The organism is Nesterenkonia sp. E16_10, assembly GCF_017347085.1.
In the GTDB taxonomy this organism is placed as follows: Bacteria; Actinomycetota; Actinomycetes; order Actinomycetales; family Micrococcaceae; genus Nesterenkonia.
In genome coordinates this window covers 41,520-57,571 of record NZ_JADPSA010000022.1, presented here as the reverse complement: position 1 = coordinate 57,571, position 16,052 = coordinate 41,520, and the positions used below count along the sequence as shown (strand labels likewise).

14 protein-coding genes and 4 riboswitches are annotated in these 16,052 nt (G+C 68.1%); of the genes, 7 read left to right on the top strand and 7 right to left on the bottom strand.

The window, feature by feature from the left end; all coding sequences use genetic code 11:
- Window positions 1-82 precede the first annotated feature (82 nt).
- Genes I2487_RS06610 through I2487_RS06600 form a run of 3 tightly spaced genes read left to right on the top strand, consistent with a single transcriptional unit; the run spans window position 83 to window position 3,392 of the window.
- Window positions 83-1,450 (top strand): tyrosine-protein kinase domain-containing protein, encoded by a 1,368-nt coding sequence (locus tag I2487_RS06610; RefSeq protein WP_207170261.1) that lies wholly within the window; start codon window positions 83-85, stop codon window positions 1,448-1,450.
- Entirely contained in the window at window positions 1,447-2,100 is a 654-nt protein-coding gene (locus I2487_RS06605; RefSeq protein WP_207170262.1) for an arsenate reductase/protein-tyrosine-phosphatase family protein, read from the top strand. The genes I2487_RS06610 and I2487_RS06605 overlap by 4 nt, the downstream gene beginning before the upstream one ends.
- A complete protein-coding gene (locus tag I2487_RS06600) occupies window positions 2,097-3,392 on the top strand; it encodes an O-antigen ligase family protein (RefSeq protein ID WP_207170263.1) in 1,296 nt (431 codons plus the stop codon). The genes I2487_RS06605 and I2487_RS06600 overlap by 4 nt, the downstream gene beginning before the upstream one ends.
- On the opposite strand, the gene I2487_RS06595 is transcribed toward I2487_RS06600, so the two are convergent.
- The 4 genes from I2487_RS06595 to I2487_RS06580 are packed head-to-tail and all read right to left on the bottom strand — an operon-like array spanning window position 3,358 to window position 7,816.
- Window positions 3,358-3,894: a CoA-binding protein gene (locus I2487_RS06595; protein ID WP_207170264.1), complete on the bottom strand. Its 537-nt coding sequence runs from the start codon at window positions 3,892-3,894 to the stop codon at window positions 3,358-3,360. The two genes, I2487_RS06600 and I2487_RS06595, sit on opposite strands and share 35 nt — an antisense overlap.
- Window positions 3,891-5,189 (bottom strand): O-acetylhomoserine aminocarboxypropyltransferase/cysteine synthase family protein, encoded by a 1,299-nt coding sequence (locus tag I2487_RS06590; RefSeq protein ID WP_207170265.1) that lies wholly within the window; start codon window positions 5,187-5,189, stop codon window positions 3,891-3,893. The genes I2487_RS06595 and I2487_RS06590 overlap by 4 nt, the downstream gene beginning before the upstream one ends.
- Window positions 5,186-7,267, bottom strand: coding sequence for an acetate--CoA ligase (gene acs / locus I2487_RS06585; protein WP_518523708.1), 2,082 nt, complete (start codon window positions 7,265-7,267; stop codon window positions 5,186-5,188). The genes I2487_RS06590 and acs overlap by 4 nt, the downstream gene beginning before the upstream one ends.
- Before the next feature lie 18 nt (window positions 7,268-7,285).
- On the bottom strand, window positions 7,286-7,816 hold the full coding sequence (locus I2487_RS06580) for a flavin reductase family protein (RefSeq protein ID WP_207170267.1): 531 nt from the start codon (window positions 7,814-7,816) through the stop codon (window positions 7,286-7,288).
- Between the two features lie 8 nt (window positions 7,817-7,824).
- Window positions 7,825-7,911, bottom strand: a riboswitch (SAM riboswitch).
- 210 nt (window positions 7,912-8,121) lie between these two features.
- A riboswitch (SAM riboswitch) is annotated at window positions 8,122-8,208 on the top strand.
- A 5-nt stretch (window positions 8,209-8,213) separates the two neighbouring features.
- On the opposite strand from I2487_RS06580, the gene I2487_RS06575 reads away from it, so the two are divergent.
- Both I2487_RS06575 and I2487_RS06570 read left to right on the top strand, forming a co-directional pair.
- Complete coding sequence (locus I2487_RS06575) at window positions 8,214-9,491, top strand: acyl-CoA dehydrogenase family protein (RefSeq protein WP_255546004.1); 1,278 nt, start codon at window positions 8,214-8,216, stop codon at window positions 9,489-9,491.
- Between the two features lie 11 nt (window positions 9,492-9,502).
- Complete coding sequence (locus I2487_RS06570) at window positions 9,503-10,906, top strand: LLM class flavin-dependent oxidoreductase (protein ID WP_207170269.1); 1,404 nt, start codon at window positions 9,503-9,505, stop codon at window positions 10,904-10,906.
- A 140-nt stretch (window positions 10,907-11,046) separates the two neighbouring features.
- On the opposite strand, the gene I2487_RS06565 is transcribed toward I2487_RS06570, so the two are convergent.
- From I2487_RS06565 to I2487_RS06555, 3 genes are all read right to left on the bottom strand, one after another.
- Window positions 11,047-11,883 carry an ABC transporter permease gene (locus I2487_RS06565; RefSeq protein WP_345941348.1) on the bottom strand — a complete coding sequence of 279 codons (837 nt, stop codon included), beginning with the start codon at window positions 11,881-11,883 and terminating at the stop codon, window positions 11,047-11,049.
- Window positions 11,880-12,956, bottom strand: a complete 1,077-nt coding sequence (locus I2487_RS06560; protein ID WP_207170270.1) for an aliphatic sulfonate ABC transporter substrate-binding protein — start codon at window positions 12,954-12,956, stop codon at window positions 11,880-11,882. Before I2487_RS06560 ends, I2487_RS06565 begins: the two co-directional genes overlap by 4 nt.
- Window positions 12,957-13,163: 207 nt before the next feature.
- On the bottom strand, window positions 13,164-14,036 hold the full coding sequence (locus I2487_RS06555; protein WP_207170271.1) for an ABC transporter ATP-binding protein: 873 nt from the start codon (window positions 14,034-14,036) through the stop codon (window positions 13,164-13,166).
- 9 nt (window positions 14,037-14,045) lie between these two features.
- Window positions 14,046-14,158: riboswitch (SAM riboswitch) on the bottom strand.
- A 121-nt stretch (window positions 14,159-14,279) separates the two neighbouring features.
- Window positions 14,280-14,379, top strand: a riboswitch (SAM riboswitch).
- Window positions 14,380-14,386: 7 nt separating this feature from the next.
- Here I2487_RS06555 and I2487_RS06550 point away from each other — a divergent pair.
- Window positions 14,387-15,283: a methionine ABC transporter ATP-binding protein gene (locus I2487_RS06550; RefSeq protein WP_207170272.1), complete on the top strand. Its 897-nt coding sequence runs from the start codon at window positions 14,387-14,389 to the stop codon at window positions 15,281-15,283.
- Entirely contained in the window at window positions 15,283-15,951 is a 669-nt protein-coding gene (locus I2487_RS06545) for a methionine ABC transporter permease (protein ID WP_207170273.1), read from the top strand. The genes I2487_RS06550 and I2487_RS06545 overlap by 1 nt, the downstream gene beginning before the upstream one ends.
- The last annotated feature ends 101 nt before the right edge of the window (window positions 15,952-16,052 follow it).

The following is a 16,052-nucleotide window of genomic DNA, read 5'->3' as shown; positions in this document are numbered from 1 at the left end:
TCTGAAAAACCCTTTTCGATCTGCAGTCTGCACCGTAATCTGATTTCAAAGCCGTCATTTCTCTCTAGGAGCAGGTCTTGCAATGGAGCTCCAACAATATGTCCGGGTCCTCAAGCGGGGATGGCTGACCCTGGTCCTCGCGGTGGTGGTGGTGGTCGGGGCCGCGGCCGCTCTGCTCGTGCTGCTGCCGGCGACCTACGAGGCCGAGACGCGCATCTATGTCTCGGTGGAGGACGCCGAGGCCTACGACCTCAGCCAGCGGTCGATCTACAGCCAGGAACTCGTGCGCAGCTTCGTCGAGCTCGCCCAGAGCTCAGCCGTGCTCGGTCCCGTGGTGGAGGAGCTGGCGCTGGAGGACAGTCCGCGCGAGCTCGCCGAACGGGTCAGCGTGGCGGCGCAGACCGGCACGGTGATCCTGGAGGTCACCGTCGCCGACGAGGACCCCGAGCAGGCCGCCGCGATCGCGTCCTCGATGACCGCGGCGCTCGACGACGTGGTCCAGGGCCTCACGACCTCGACGGAGGGCGGCGGAAACGTCACCCTGACCACAGTGGAGGAGCCCTTCGCCCCGGATGGGCCCAGCTTCCCACAGCCGATCAACCTCTTGGGACTCGGTCTGCTGGCCGGCCTCGCCCTGGGAATCGTGATCCTGGCGCTGCGTGAGGTCCTGGACACCCGGGTGCGCAGCGAGGCAGACCTCGCCGAGGTCAGCGATCTGGCGCAGCTCGGAGGCGTGCCCTTCGACCACCAGCTTCAGAAGGGTCAGCTCGTCGTGCAGGCCGAGGTGGGGAGCCCCCTGGCCGAGTCCTTCAGCACGCTGGGCACCAACCTGCAGTTCCTCGCCGTCGGAGCGTCTGCGCGCAGCTTCGTGATCACCTCCTCGGTCCAGGGGGAGGGAAAGTCCTCGATCGCGGTCAACCTTGCGATCAGCCTGCGCGCCGCCGGTCATCGGGTGCTGTTGGTCGACGCTGACCTGCGCAGGCCCCGAGCCGCGCAGATGCTGGGGCTCGAGGGCGCGGTGGGGCTCACCGATGTGCTCCGCGGACGCGTGGAGCTGCCCGAGGTCATCCAGCACTGGGGACCTGACGGGCTGGAGATGCTCCCGGCCGGCACGGTGCCCCCGAATCCCCTCGAGCTTCTCGGCTCCGAGGCCATGGCGGAGCTGGTCGCGGCACTGCAGCACGAGTACGAGATCGTGATCTTCGACGCCCCGCCGCTGCTTCCGGTCAGCGATGCCCGCGTGCTCGGGGCCCTGTGCTCCGGACTGCTGATGGTCGTAGGGATGGGCAAGGTGCATAAACCACAGCTGCAGAAGGCCATCGAGGCGGTGCGCATCGTGGACGTGACCTTGTTCGGGCTGGTGCCCACGATGCTGCCCACCCAGGACGCCGGCGGTTACTCCGGAGTGATGCCCGCGCACGTGGCGCAGGCCAAGGTGGATGCGCGATGAGCCAGGACCCTGACACCCCGTTCCGGGTCCTGGTGGTCTGCACCGGGAACGTCTGCCGCTCGCCGCAGGCCGCGCAGCTGCTGCAGACCACGATCGATCAGGCCGGAGAGTCCTGGCGTTCCGCGGTGGTGATCACCAGCGCAGGCACCCGAGCCCTGGAGGGATCACCCATGGATGAACAGGCCGCGGCGCTCACCGTGAGACTCGGGGCCCACGTCGCCGAGCACACCGCCAGGCAGCTCACCCCCGAGATGGTCGAGCAGGCCGACCTGGTGCTGGCCATGGCCCGCGAGCACCGCAGCGAAGTGGTGCGCGCTGCACCACGGGCATCACGGAAGGCCTTTCTGCTGACCGAGTTCGCGGACCTGCTCGAAGGTGTCGAGCGGACATCGGCGGACCAGTTCCGGCCTCTGCCCGCACCTGGCTCCGGTGCCGGCTCCCCGGCACTGGCCGACCAGCTCCGCCAGGGAGTCCAGCGCGCCGCGGCCCAGCGTGGCATGAAGCCGCCCCGGCATCCGGAGACCGTGGACGTGCTCGACCCCTACGGCCATGCGCCGAAGGTCTACCGGGAGTCGGCCGAACAGGTCCGTGAGTCCCTCGCGCGCATCCACGGGTCGGTGCGGAAGCTCGCCCAGGGCGTGCCTTGGTGAGGTCGCTGCGGACCTGGTTCTTCTACCTCTATATCGCCTGCACTCTGGGTGCGAACGCCGTCATCCTCATCCCGTTCGACCCCTCTGGCACCATCGGGGACAACGCGATCTTCTCCGCCAGCTGGATCCTGCTGCACCTGCTCTCGGTGCTGGTCCTGCTGAGCTCCCGAGCCCTGACCCCGGTCCCGGTCGCAATCGCGATCGGGATAGGCGGGCTCGTGGTGCTCAGCGCCGCCTGGTCGGTCTCACCCACGGACTCCCTGGTCTACGGGGTCATGGCCGCGGGAAACATCCTCATCGCATGCCTGCTGGCCGCAGAATACTCGCTGCAGCAGCTCGCGAGGATGTTCCTGAGGGTGCTCAGCGTGCTGGTCCTGGCCGGTATGGCGGGGGCTCTGATCGGTTACGACCAGGTGCTGGACTTCGACCCCCACGCGCGATCGAACCTGCTCGGCGGCGACCCGATCCGCGGCTTCTTCCAGCACAACATCATGGCGGGCTTCTACGCGGCCACCGGCGCCGTGCTGGCCATGACGCTGCTGCGCGGACTCCGTCGAGTGCTGATGCTCGCGGTCTTCATCATCTTCGTGCTCTGGGCCGGCTCGGCGACCGGAGTCCTGCTCGCCGGGGCCGCAGTGATCATCGTGCCGCTGGCTCAGCTGCTGGTGCCCAGGATTCCCTTGGGCGCGCTGCTTGCCGTGCTGGTTCCGGTGGGGGTGGCGGCCGGAGCCGTGCTGAACCAGGTCTGGGTTCCGCTGCTGGAGATGATCGGACGCGATCCGACCCTTACCGGGCGCACCGTGCTCTGGGAATGGGGGCTGCGCGCGATCGGCGAGCGTCCCGTGGCCGGCTGGGGGTTCAACGGGTATTTCAACTCAGCCCAGGGCGCCATCCCCAGCCTGTATGTGCCCGAGTTCGAGAACTATGAGATCGCGCATTTCCACAACTCCTATATCCAGACCGCGGTCGATCTCGGACTGCTGGGGCTGGGGCTGCTGATCCTGGTGCTGAGCTACACCACCGCTGCGGCGTACCTCTTCGCCCGCACCACGGACACCCGCACCGGGGTCGGGCTGCTCATGGTCCTGGTGATCTTCCTGATCGCCTCACCCACGGAGTTCCTGTTCATCAACTACAACCACTTCGGCAGCTTCGCGCTGTTCACGGTGTTCTTCGGGCTGCTCAAGCACCGGAGCCAGCGGGCGCAGCACCAGGAGACAGCGTCTCGAAGTGCCGCGCCCTCGGTGTCTGCCGCACTCAACGGTCGAGGATCTGCCGCTTCGCAGAGATGACTCCGGTGTTGAAGCCGGCCAGGTGGAGGTTGCCGTGGAAGCGACCGTGCTCGATCTTGATGCACCGGTCCTGCACCGCGTTGAGCCCGGCGTCCTGCGCCAGCTGCATGGCCGGCTCAGACTCGATGCCCAGCTGCGCCCAGATGGTCTTGGCGCCGATCTCGGCCGCCTCCTGGGCAATCTGCGCGACGTCCTCGGGGCGGCGGAAGATGTCCACGATGTCGGGCACCTCGGGGAGGTCCTTCAGCGAGGCGTAGACCGGCTGGCCCAGCACCTCCTGGAGCCGCGGGTTCACGAAGTAGACCGTGTAGCTCGAGGAGCTCAACAGGTAGGTCGCCACGAAGTAGCTGGCCCGAGCCGGCTTGTCCGACATGCCCACGATCGCCACGGACTTGGCGCTGCGCAGCAGCTGGAGTCGGCGTGAGGGCGACGGCGCCTCCCAGCGGCCATGGGGATGCTCAGCCTGGGCCTCGGCGTCGTGCTGCAAGGTCTGTTCGCTCATGACTTGTCTCCTTCGAGTGCGGTGCTCAGCGCCTGGTCCAGGTCCCAGATGATGTCCTCGACATCCTCGATGCCCACCGAGATCCGGATCAGGTCCTCCGGGATCCCGGCTGCGGCCATCTGCTCCGGGGAGAGCTGCTGGTGGGTGGTCGATCCCGGGTGCAGGATCAGCGTGCGCACATCTCCCACATTGGCCAGGTGGCTGGCCAGCTGCAGGGACTCGATGAATCGGGCGCCGGTGGCCCGGCCGCCGCGGATGCCGAAGCTGAACACCGAGCCCACGCCCTTGGGCAGCATCTCCTTGGCCCGGTCGTGATCGGCATGGGAGGGCAGGCCGGCGTAGTTGACGTAGTCCACCCGGTCATCGGCCTCGAGCCATTCCGCGACCCTCTGGGCGTTGGCCACGTGCTCGTCGATCCGCTGTGGCAGGGTCTCGATGCCCTGGATGAGGTTGAACGCGGCCTGCGGGCCCAGCGAGGGACCGATGTCGCGCAGCTGCTCGGCCCGAAGCTTGGTCAGGAAGCCGTACTCGCCGAAGTTGCCCCACCAGGAGAGCCCGCCGTAGGAGGCCACCGGTTCGGTCATCGCCGGGAAGTTCCCGTTGTCCCAGGGGAACTCGCCGGACTCCACGATCACCCCGCCCAGCGTGGTGCCGTGACCGCCCATGAACTTGGTGACCGAGTGGATCACGATGTCCGCGCCGTGCTCGAAGGGTCGGATCAGATACGGGGTGGTCAGCGTGGAGTCCACCACCAGCGGCACGCCGTGCCTATGCGCAACCTCGGAGAGTCCGCGCAGGTCAGCGATGTCTGAGCTCGGGTTGGCGACGACCTCGGTATAGAGGACCTTGGTGTTCTCCTGCATCGCGGCCTCGTAGTCCGCCGGCTCCAGCGAGTCCACGAAGGTGGTCTCGATCCCGAAGCGGCGCAGCGTGACGTCGAGCTGGGTGATGGTGCCGCCGTAGAGCTTCGAGCTGGCCACGATGTGGTCCCCGGATCCGCAGAGCGCGGCGAAGACCAGGAACTCGGCGCTCATCCCGGAGGCGGTGGCCACCGCTCCGATGCCGCCCTCCAGCGAGGCGACGCGCTCCTCCAGCGCGGAGACCGTGGGGTTGCCGATCCGGGAGTAGATGTTGCCGTACTTCTGCAGCGCGAAGAGGTTCGCGGCGTCGTCGGTGTCCTTGAACACGAAGGAGGTGGACTGATGGATGGGCACGGCACGCGATCCGTAGACGGCATCGGGGACGGCCCCGGCGTGCAGGGCGCGGGTGCGGAAGCCGAACTGGCGATCGCTCATGTAGCTACCTCTTCTCTCCTCGGCGCGGTCCCGCGCCGTTGGCAGATCTCTTGGATCTTCGGTACACAGGGTTCATTCTGCAGGCTTGTGGTGTCTCCCAGCCCCTGCCCGTCATGGAGCTGGGTCAGCAGCCGGCGCATGATCTTCCCGGAGCGGGTCTTGGGCACCTCCGGCACCGGGATCACCGTGCGGGGTTTCGCCACCGGGCCGATCACCTCACCCACATGGCTGCGCAGCGCGCCGAGCAGCTCCCGCTCGGCCTGGCTTCCCTCGCCCCCGGCGGCCTGAAGCCGCTGGCGGGCGGCGGTGCTCAGCACGGTGAAGGCGACGGCGGCGTGCCCGGTCAGCTCATCGAACACCGGGCAGACCCCGGCCTCGACCACATCGGGGTGCGCGATCAGCGCGGATTCGATCTCGATGGTGGAGAGCCGGTGGCCGGAGATGTTGATGACGTCATCGATCCGGCCCAGGATCCAGATGTCCCCGTCCTGATCCTTCCGCGCTCCATCTCCGGCGAGGAACCAGCCCTGATCGGCATACTTCTCCCAGTAGGAGGTGAAGTAGCGTTCCGGATCCTCCCAGACGGTCCGGGCCATCGAGGGCCCGGTGTGGGTCAGCACGATGTTGCCCTGGGTGCCGGCGGGCACAGGGTGTCCGGCCTCATCGACGACGGCGGCGCCCCAGCCCGGAAGCTCTCGGGTCGCGGCCCCCGGCTTGAGTTCAGCGTCCTCCGGGCGCGGGGAGAGCACCGTGGACCCGGATTCGGACTGCCACCAGGTGTCCACCATCGGAAGCGCCGGTCGGCCGGCGTCGTCGGTGGTGTCTCGACCGATCTCGCGGCGGATCCAGTGCCAGGCCTCGGGGTTGACCGCCTCGCCCACGGTGCCGGCGAGCCGGATCGAGGAGAGGTCGTACTGCGCCGGGACGCCGTCGGGGAACCAGCCCATCAGTGAGCGCACCAGGGTGGGTGCGGTGTAGTAGGTGGTGACCTTGTGGCGTTCGATGATCTCGAAGTGGCGACCCTCGTGCGGGGTGTTGGGGGTGCCCTCGAAGATCACCTGGGTCGCCCCGGCGGCCAGCGGCCCGTAGATCTCATAGGTGTGCGCGGTGACCCAGGCCAGGTCGGCGGTGCACCAGTGGACGTCCTTCTCGCGCCGGGCCGGATCGGGGTGGGCGAAGAGCCGCAGGTAGGTATACAGCGCACCGGTGAGGTAGCCGCCGGTGGTGTGCACCAGACCCTTGGGTCTTCCGGTGGTGCCGGAGGTGTACATGATGAACAGCTCGGTCTCGGCCTCGAAGAACTCCGGGGTGTGCTCGGTGGAGGCGGTCTCCACCACCTCATGCCACCAGAGGTCCCGTCCCGGGGTCCATTCCACAGGGGAATCTGTCCGGTTGATCACCAGGACGTGCTCGAGTCTGCCGCCATGCGCGGCCGTGGCCTCGGCGACGGCGGCATCGGCGTTGGCCTTCACCGGCACCGCCTTGCCGCGGCGGTACTGACCATCGGTGGTGACCAGCAGCTTCGCACCGGTGTCCTCCACCCGGAACTTCAGCGCCTCCGCGGAGAAGCCGCCGAAGACCAGCGAGTGCACCGCGCCGATCCGGGCGCAGGCCAGGGTGACCACGATGGTCTCGACCAGCACCGGCAGATAGATCACCACGCGATCCCCACGGGTGATCCCCATCGAGGTGAGCGCATTGGCCGCCTGGTTGACCCGTCGGCCCAGCTCGGCGTAGCTGACGTCCGCGCGGTCTCCCGGCTCGCCCTCGAAGTGCAGCGCGATCTTCTCCCCGCGTCCGGCCGCGACATGGCGGTCCACGCAGTTCACCGCGGCGTTGAGCGTTCCACCCTCGTACCAGCCGATCTCCGGGCCGCGTCGGGTCACCGGGTTCGGCGGGGTCCAGGAATGGGTGGTCTCCCAGGGGGTGGACCAGTCCAGCAGGTTCGCGGCTGCGGACCAGAAGGCCAGGCGCTGGTCCTCATCCTGTGGATCCGCCCAGGTGTGCACGTCGGCGGGATACGCCGGATCGTCCGGGGTGCTCGCGTCTGCGGGCACGGTGAAGCGAGGGTGGGGGATCAAGAAGGGTCCTTCGGGTCAGCTCAACGAGGTCAGGGTCTTGAACTCGTGCTGGTGGAAGACCAGCCCGGCAGCACCCTCGGTGAAGCCCAGGTCCAGGATCTCGAGCACGATGATGTCGTGGTCCCCGGCGCGGACCTGGTCATAGATCCGGGTGCGCAGCCACATCGGCACGCCCTCGAGCAGCAGCGCCGAGCCCTGGAGCTGGTAGTCCACCCCCGTGAAGCGGTTGGCGCGGTCCTTCGAGGCGATCTGTCGGCACAGCCCGTTCTGATCGCGGCCGAGCACCGAGATGCCCAGTTCACCGCCGCTGCGCTCGAGCTTCGGCCAGGTGGAGGAATTGTGCTGCACCGCCAGGGTGACCAGGGGCGGTTCCAGCGAAACGCCCACGGTGAAGGTGGACGCGATGATCGCCTCGGGCGTCCCGTCGATCTCCGCGCCGACCGCGACGATCCCCTGCGGGAACTGCGCCAGGGCATGGCGCAGCGCAAAGGAATCCACACGGGAGGCTGCGGTGGGGTTCTCAAGGGTGCGTGCAGGAACAGACATGCGAATCAACTCCATCGGTCCTGGCGTTAGCACCCGGCGTATCCGGGTTGCTGCGGCGTCTCTGAGCCAGATCTCTCAGCCGCTCGGGATGGTTACGTGACTACGCTACGCGTGGTCCCGCCGACCGGCAAGAATCGTTCGCACTGTGAGACGCCACATGACATGCCCTGTGGCAGACGCAGTCGCCACATGACATGCCCTGCGGCATACGCAGTCCAGTCAGTGTGCAGCACCGGCAGAGTTCAGACGCGCGGCGTCATGTGAACTTGACGAATCGGTCCTTGCGCACTCTATATTTAGCGTCATCACCATCCAGAGCGACCGAGGGATCTGGCCCGCAGACGTCGCAGCAACCCGGGCATGCCGGGTGCTACCGCCAGAATCGATGGAGGAAAGCATGAACATTCAACTGCCTGTGCCCCAGATTCTTCGCGACGCCGTCGAGCGCGTCGGACTCTCCGCACTCGACCGAGAGCGCAGCCGGGAACTCGCCCGCAGTGAGGTCCAGGAGCTCGTCGCCGGCGGCATCGGACGGCTGCGGGTGCCGGAGTCGGCGGGCGGATTCGGACTGGACTGGGTGCAGACCACCGAGGTTCTTCGGGAGCTCGCAGCCCAGGACAGCAACATCCCGCAGGTGCTGCGCGGCCATTTCGCGGTCCAGGAGGACCTGTTGTGGCGTTCAGGTGCCGCACCCGGGTCCGCGCCTGAGGCCGGGCCCCTCGTGCAGCGCTGGCTCGCGCGGCTGGTCGCCGGAGAGCTCGTCGGCAACGCCTGGACCGAGCCGGGCAAGGGCGGCTTCCACCAGTCCGGCACCGTGGTCAGCGAGACCGCCCATGGGCATGTGGTCAACGGGGTGAAGTACTACACCACGGGGGCCATCTTCGCGGACTGGCTCGACGTCACCGCCCGGGACGCCGCCGGCCAAGAGCTGGCGGTGCTGGTGCGCCGGGATCAGCCCGGCGTGGAGATCGACGACGACTGGGACGGCTTCGGGCAGCGCACCACCGGATCCGGCACCGCCCGGCTGACCGAGGCCGTGGTGGAGGAGGCCGAGCTGCGTGGATTGGCCGACCGGTTCCCCTATCAGACCGCGCTGTACCAGCACTTCCTGCTGATCGTGCTCGCCGGCGTCGCCGAGGCCGCCGCCCGGGACGCGGCCGCGCTGCTGCACGAGCGCTCGCGGACCTTCTCCCACGCCAATACCCGCACCCCGCGCACCGACCCGCAGCTGCTGCAGGCCGTCGGCGAGATCGATGCGGTGGCGGCGCTGGCGCGTGCCCAGGTCCTCGCCACCGCGGCGAGCCTGGATGCCGCCTTCGCCGAACGAGGCAGCGCCAGCGAAGCCCAGATCGAGGCCGCGAACGCCGTGGAGCTCGCCACCGGCCGCGCCCAGGTGGCGCTGCACCGTCCGGTGCTGGAGGCGGTCACCAGGATCTTCGATGTCCTCGGGGCCTCCGGGGTCAGCCAGTCCCGCAGCCTGGACCGGCACTGGCGCAACGCCCGCACCGTCACCAGCCACAACCCCTGGGTCTATAAGGCGCGGATCGCCGGGGACCATCGGGTCAACGGCACCGAACCGGTCCGGCTGTGGAGCGTCGGCGAACCCGATGCCGCGGGGGAGCCCGGTGCCGCGGATGCGCAGAACCTGAACCAGACCACCGCCCCGACGTCCTAGGAGACCACCGAATGACCTTCCCGAGAACCGAATCCGGCAAGCGCGAGATCCTGTTCAACGCCTTTGACATGAACTGCGTGGTGCATCAGTCCCCGGGGCTGTGGCGCCACCCTGAAGACCGCGCCCGGGACTACAACACCATCGGCTATTGGACCGAGGTGGCGCAGATCCTGGAACGTGGGCTCTTCGACGGCCTGTTCATCGCCGATGTCCTGGGTCCCTACGACGTCTTCGGCTCGAACCCGGAGGCCGCGCTGCGCTCCGGCGCGCAGATCCCGCTGCAGGATCCGTTCCTGCTGGTCTCCGCGATGGCCGCGGTCACCAAGAACCTGGGCTTCGGCATCACCGCTGGCACCGCCTATGAGCACCCCTACCCGTTCTCCCGACGGCTGGGCACCCTGGATCACCTCACCGGCGGCCGGGTGGGCTGGAACGTGGTCACCGGCTACCTGCCCTCGGCCGCGCAGAACATGGGCCAGGACGATCAGATGGAGCACGATCGCCGCTACGACCACGCCGATGAGTACCTCGACGTCGTCTATAAGCTGCTCGAAGGTTCCTGGGAGGACGACGCCGTGCTGGCCGACAAGGCCTCCGGGGTCTTCACCGACCCGGCCAAGGTGCACCGGATCGAGCACCACGGCGAGTTCTTCAAGACCCCCGGCATCGGCGTGGTGGAACCCTCCCCGCAGCGCACCCCGGTGATCTACCAGGCCGGCGCCTCCAGCCGCGGGCGCGCCTTCGCCGGCAAGCACGCCGAGGCGGTCTTCATCAACCCGCCCACCAAGGAGCTGGCCAAGGCCTCGGTGGCCAAGATCCGCGCCTCGGTGGCCGAGGCCGGACGGGACCCCTACTCGGTGCGGATCTTCGCGATGCAGACCATCGTCACCGGTGAGGACGACGCCGCCGCGCAGGCGAAATATGACGATCTGACCCAGTACATCGACGCCGAGGGCGGGCTGGTGCTGATGTCCGGCTGGATGGGCATCGACCTGAGCCAGTTCGATCTCGACCAGCCCATCGGCGACGTGAAGTCCAACGCCATCCAGTCCACCGTGGAGACCTTCCAGAAGGCCTCGGGCCGCGAGGACGAGGTATGGACCGTTCGGCAGCTCGCCGAATGGGTCGGCGTCGGCGGCTTCGGTCCGGTGATCATCGGCGACGGGCCTTCCGCCGCGCAGCGGCTCATCGAATGGCAGGAGGAGACCGATGTGGACGGGTTCAACCTGGCCTACCACATCACTCCCGGCACCTTCCTCGACGTGGTCGAGCACGTGGTGCCCGAGCTGCAGAGGCTCGGCCGGTACAAGACCGAATACACCCCGGGCACGCTGCGCAATAAGCTCTTCGGCGCCGGTGACCACCTGCCCGCCGAGCACCACGCCGCGCAGTTCCAGCTCCGCCGCAAGAGCTGACCGGGGCCTCAGGGTTGCCCCGGCCCGCAGCGGGAGCCCGGGGCCTCAGCGCAGAAGACCGGGGCCTCCGCCTCCTGCCTCACCGTCGGTACGGTGGGTAGGACGCGGAGGCCCCGGTCAGGGGTCAGTGGGGGGAGCGGCTAGGCCCAGGTCTTCAGCGCCTTGCGCTCGAGCACCCCGAGCAGGGTGTCGGTGAGCTTGCCCAGCAGCGCGAGCAGCACGATGGCCAGCAGCAACCGGTCGGTGCGACCGTTGTTCTGCGACTCGGTGAGCAGGAAGCCCAGTCCCTCGGCGGCGGCAAGCAGCTCCGCAGCGACCAGGAACAGCCAGGCCTGGGCCAGACCCAGACGCAGTCCGGAGAACACGCTGGGGACCACGGCGGGCAGCTGGACGGTGCCCAGCAGTCGAAGACCGTGGAACCCGAAGGCGCGGCCGGCCTCCACCAGCTGGGCGTCCACGTGTCGCAGCGCGGAGTGGATCGCGGTGAACACCGGGAAGAACGCGCCGATCGCGATCAAGATCACCTTCGAATCCTCACCGATGCCGACCCAGAGCAGCAGCAGCGGCACCCAGGCCAGCGAGGGCACGGCGCGGAAGGCTCCCACGGTGGGATTCAGCAGCTTGTCTGCGATGGCGGAGAGCCCGAGCAGCGAGCCCAGCGCCAGCCCCAGCCCGGCGCCGATCCCGAAGCCGATCAGCACCCGCTGCAGCGAGATCCCCATGTGCTCGAAGAGGTCCCCCGACTCGAAGAGCCCGACGCCGGCGCTCAGCACCGCCTGCGGGGCAGGCAGCTGGATGGCGGTGAAGGTGCCGGTGACCTCGGTGACCAGCCACCAGAGCGCCAGCAGCAGCACCGGGACGAGCGCGCCGAGCAGCATTCCACCGCCGGGGATCTTCCGTCCGCTTCGTCGCGGGGTGGGACGCGTCGCTGCGTCCACGGGCGGTGCCGCCGGTGTGGTGAGGAGAATATTGCTCACTCGTCCTCCTCCTCGATATCTGCCTCTTCTGCGGCGTTCTCGGTGCCCTCGGCCTCGGTGGCCTCGATGTTCTCCGCGAACTCGGTGTAGAACAGCGAATCCAGCGCCTCGTCCACGGCCTCCTGGCTGTCCACGTCGCCGTTCTCCACGAAGAACGGTCCCGCCGCTTCCATGGCGGTGTAGACGTCATCGCCGGGCACCGGGTCCACCTCGAAGTTGGTGCGCTCGGTGATGACCGCCTCGGCGATCTCCAGCTCGATCCCGGCATACTCCGACAGGATCTCTGCGGTGCCCTCGGGATTCTCTTTCGCCCATTCGCGAGCCTGCTCGTAGACGTTGACCACGATCTGGGCGACATCGGGATGGTTCTCCACGAAGTCGCCGGTGGCGTTGATGACCGAATAGGTGTTGAAATCGACATTGCGGTAGAGCAGCTCGGCGCCTTCGGCCTCGGCCCCGGCCATGATCGGATCCAGCCCCGCCCAGGCGTCCACGTCGCCGTTCTCCAGCGCCTGACGACCATCGGCGTGCTGCAGCGCCTGGACCTCGACGTCGTCCACGCTCAGCCCGGCCTCCTGCAGGGCGCGCGCCATGAAGAAGTAGGGATCGGTGGCCAGGGTCGCCGCGATCGAGGCTCCCTCGAGGTCCTCCACGGACTCGATGTCGGAGCCCTCCTGAGTGACCAGCGCGGACCACTCGGGCTGGTTCTCGATCAGGATCGTGTGGGTGTCGGCGCCCACGGCGCGGTTGAGCAGCGCGGCGGAGCCGGCGGTGGAGCCGACGTGGATGTTGCCCGCCCGAAGGTTCTCGTTCGCGCGGTTCGACCCCTGGGACTGCACCCACTGCACGTCCACGTCGAGCTCCTCGAGCTCTTCCTCCAGCCAGCCGTTCTCCAGGATGATCAGGCTCAACGGGTTGTAGGTGGCGAAGTCGATGTTCAGCGTCTCCAGCTGCTCATCCTCGCCGCCCTGGCCGCAGCCGGTGGCGAGCAGGGCGAGCGCGGCGGCTGCGGAGACGGCCTTCACGGCGGAGCGGGGAGTGCGTGCGGAGCGCGAAGCTGAGGTGCTGGGCATGGGGAGGGCCTTTCGATTCTTCAATGATGGACAGCCTGTGAGTAATGTTTGGTCATGAGAGTCACGCAGAAACGGCCGCAGACTCCTGACGGAATCTGCAGGGGAGCGAGGACCGGAATGCACCGGGGTGGATCGGTGCGTCGTGGGCCGGTTCAGCGGTGAGGCGTCAGATCTGAGCCCGGCGCATCGGTGGGTGGACGGTGCCGGTCAGCGGCTGTGTGAGTCCACGCCGAGACCGGAGAACAGCTCCCCGCGCAGGGCGGCGAGCTCGGTCGAGGCGCGATCTCGTGGCCGCTGCCCGGGCACGCTGAGCAGCCGCGCGATCGTGGCACCCTCAGCAGGATCGGGATCCGCTGGGTCTTGGCCCAGGAGCAGCACCCGGTCGGCGAGCTGCAGCGCCTCATCCACGTCGTGGGTGACCAGCAGCACCGTGGTGCCGGTCTGCGCATGCACATCCAGCAGGAGATCCTGCATCTTCAGCCGGGTGAGTGCATCCAGGGCGCCGAAGGGCTCATCGAGCAGCAGCACGCCGGGGCGGCGGGCCAATGCCCTCGCCAGTGAGGCGCGCTGCGCCATGCCCCCGGAGATCTCCCGGGGTCGCAGCGCGGCTCGGTCGTGCAGCCCGACCAGCTCCAGGAGCTCGTCCACGCGCTCACGGCCCTCGGCCTTGGAGAGGCTGCGTGGCAGCCCCAGGCTGACGTTCTTGTGGATCGAGCGCCAGGGCAGCAGCCGCGGCTCCTGGAATCCGACCGCGGTGCGCTCGTCGTAGCGCTGCACCGGGGAACCGTTGATCAGGATCTCACCGGTGTTTCCGGTGTCCAGGCCACCGACGGCGCGCAGCAAGGTGGACTTGCCGCAGCCCGAGGAGCCCAGGATCGCGAGCACCTCGCCGGGGGTGACCCGCAGGCTCACATCGCGCAGCACGGTGCGCGAGCCGAAGACCCGGCCGACGCCAGAGAGCTCGACGTCGAGCGAGGTGTAGTCCGCTCGACCCGGGGACGCCGTCTCGGGCAGGGGGCTCGAGGCTTCGGCAGGTGCCGCGGCAGAGCGGGGGGTCAGGGTGGAGGCAGGCGAAATCATCAGAGGATACTCCCATCGGTCCTGGCGGTAGCACCCGGCGAAAGGACACCCTTGCAAAGGTGCCCCTCCCTGGGTTGCTGCGGCGTCGACGAGCCAGATCTCTCGGCCGCTCGGGATGGTACGCGATTCACCCTACGCCCCGACCCGGAATTCCATCAACGTCACGTTCATCTGGTGAGATAAAACGCAACACCGAGGCGGACTTGACTTCCACACTATATTCACGCCTACAGTGAAGACGTTCAACCATCCAGAGCGACTGAGAGATCTGGCTCGAAGACGTCGCAGCAACCCGGAGGGCTTCACCGCCTCCGCCGGGTGCTAACGCCAGGACCGATGGAGCATGCCTCATGATTTCCCTGTCCCATGTCTCGACGACCTTCGCCGCCCGCGGCCGAGAGCCGCTGACCGCTATCGATGACGTCACTCTTGAGGTGTCGCGCGGCAAGATCCAAGGCATCATCGGGTTCTCCGGAGCCGGCAAGTCCACGCTGCTGCGCAACATCAATCTGCTGGAGCGTCCCAGCTCCGGTCGGGTCAGCGTCGGCGGCACCGAGCTGACCAGCCTCTCCGGCGCCGATCTGCGCCGGGCCCGGCACCAGATCGGCATGATCTTTCAGGGATTCAATCTGGTGAACAACCTCAGCGTCGCCCAGAACGTCGAGCTGTCACTGAAGTTCGCCGGGGTCAGGGACCGCGGCGAACGACTTCGCCGGGTAGCGGAGGCGCTGGAGATCGTGGACATCACGGACAAGGCCTCGGTCTATCCCGCACAGCTCTCGGGAGGACAGAAGCAGCGCGTGGCGATCGCCCGGGCGCTGGCCACCAAACCGGAGGTGCTGCTCTGCGACGAGCCGACCTCCGCCCTGGATCCCTTCACCACCGCCACCGTGCTGCAGTACCTTGCGGATGTGAACCGCGAGTTCGGCATCACCGTGGTGATCGTGACCCACGAGATGGAGGTCATCAAGGCCCTCGCCGACGATGTCGCGGTCATGGAGGACGGCCGCGTGGTCGAGGAGTTCCCCGCGAGCGAACTGCGCCGGGAAGGCTTCGATCCGCGAACCTCCATCGGAAAGTACCTGCTCAGCGACGGCATTCAACTGGACCGCAACGGCCCGGATGCAGATCTGCCAGGTTCCGGGGACCACGGGCCGGGCCACCATGACCAGCAGATCTCGCAACAGGCCCCGACGCCCCGGGCGCAGCCCGCCGCGCTGGCCGGGTCGACCGGGGGTGTGCGCTGATGGATCTGATCATCGAACGGCTCCCCGAGATCAACCAGGCCATGCTGGAGACCTTCGCGATGATCGCGGTGGCCATACCGCTCGCGGTCCTGCTGGGCACCCCGCTGGGCATCTGGCTCTTCGTCCACGCCCCCGACGGGCTCGCGCCGCGACCCCGCTCCCACGCCCTGGTCTCCGGGGTGGTGAACATGATCCGGTCCTTCCCGTTCCTGATCCTGCTCATCGCGATCATCCCGTTCACCCGGTTCGTGGTGGGCACCTCGGTGGGCACCGCCGCGGTGATCGTTCCGCTCACGATCAACGCCATCCCGTACTTCGCCCGCCTGGTGGAGCAGAACATCACCCAGCTGGGCTCCGGGGCGGTGGAGGCCTCCCGGGCGATGGGCGCCACCCGCGGACAGATCATCCGCAACGTGCTCCTGGTCGACGCGAAGCCTGGACTGATCGGCTCGATCACCATCACCACGGTCAGCTTCATCTCCTATTCGGCGATGTCCGGACTGGTCGGCGGCGGCGGCATCGGAGACCTCGCGATCCGCTATGGGTACTACCGCTACGAGACCCCCACCATGATCGCCGCGATCGTGCTGATGGTTCTCCTGGTGACCCTGGTGCAGTTCACCGGCACCCGGCTCGCCCGGGCCTCGGACCGGCGCATCACCGCCTGACCGAGACATCACAGCCTGACCGCCGGTCGCGCCAGCGCCGATCGCAGCACCACGCTGAAGCAGACCCCACCACACCGAAGAAGACCCCACCACACGGCCCG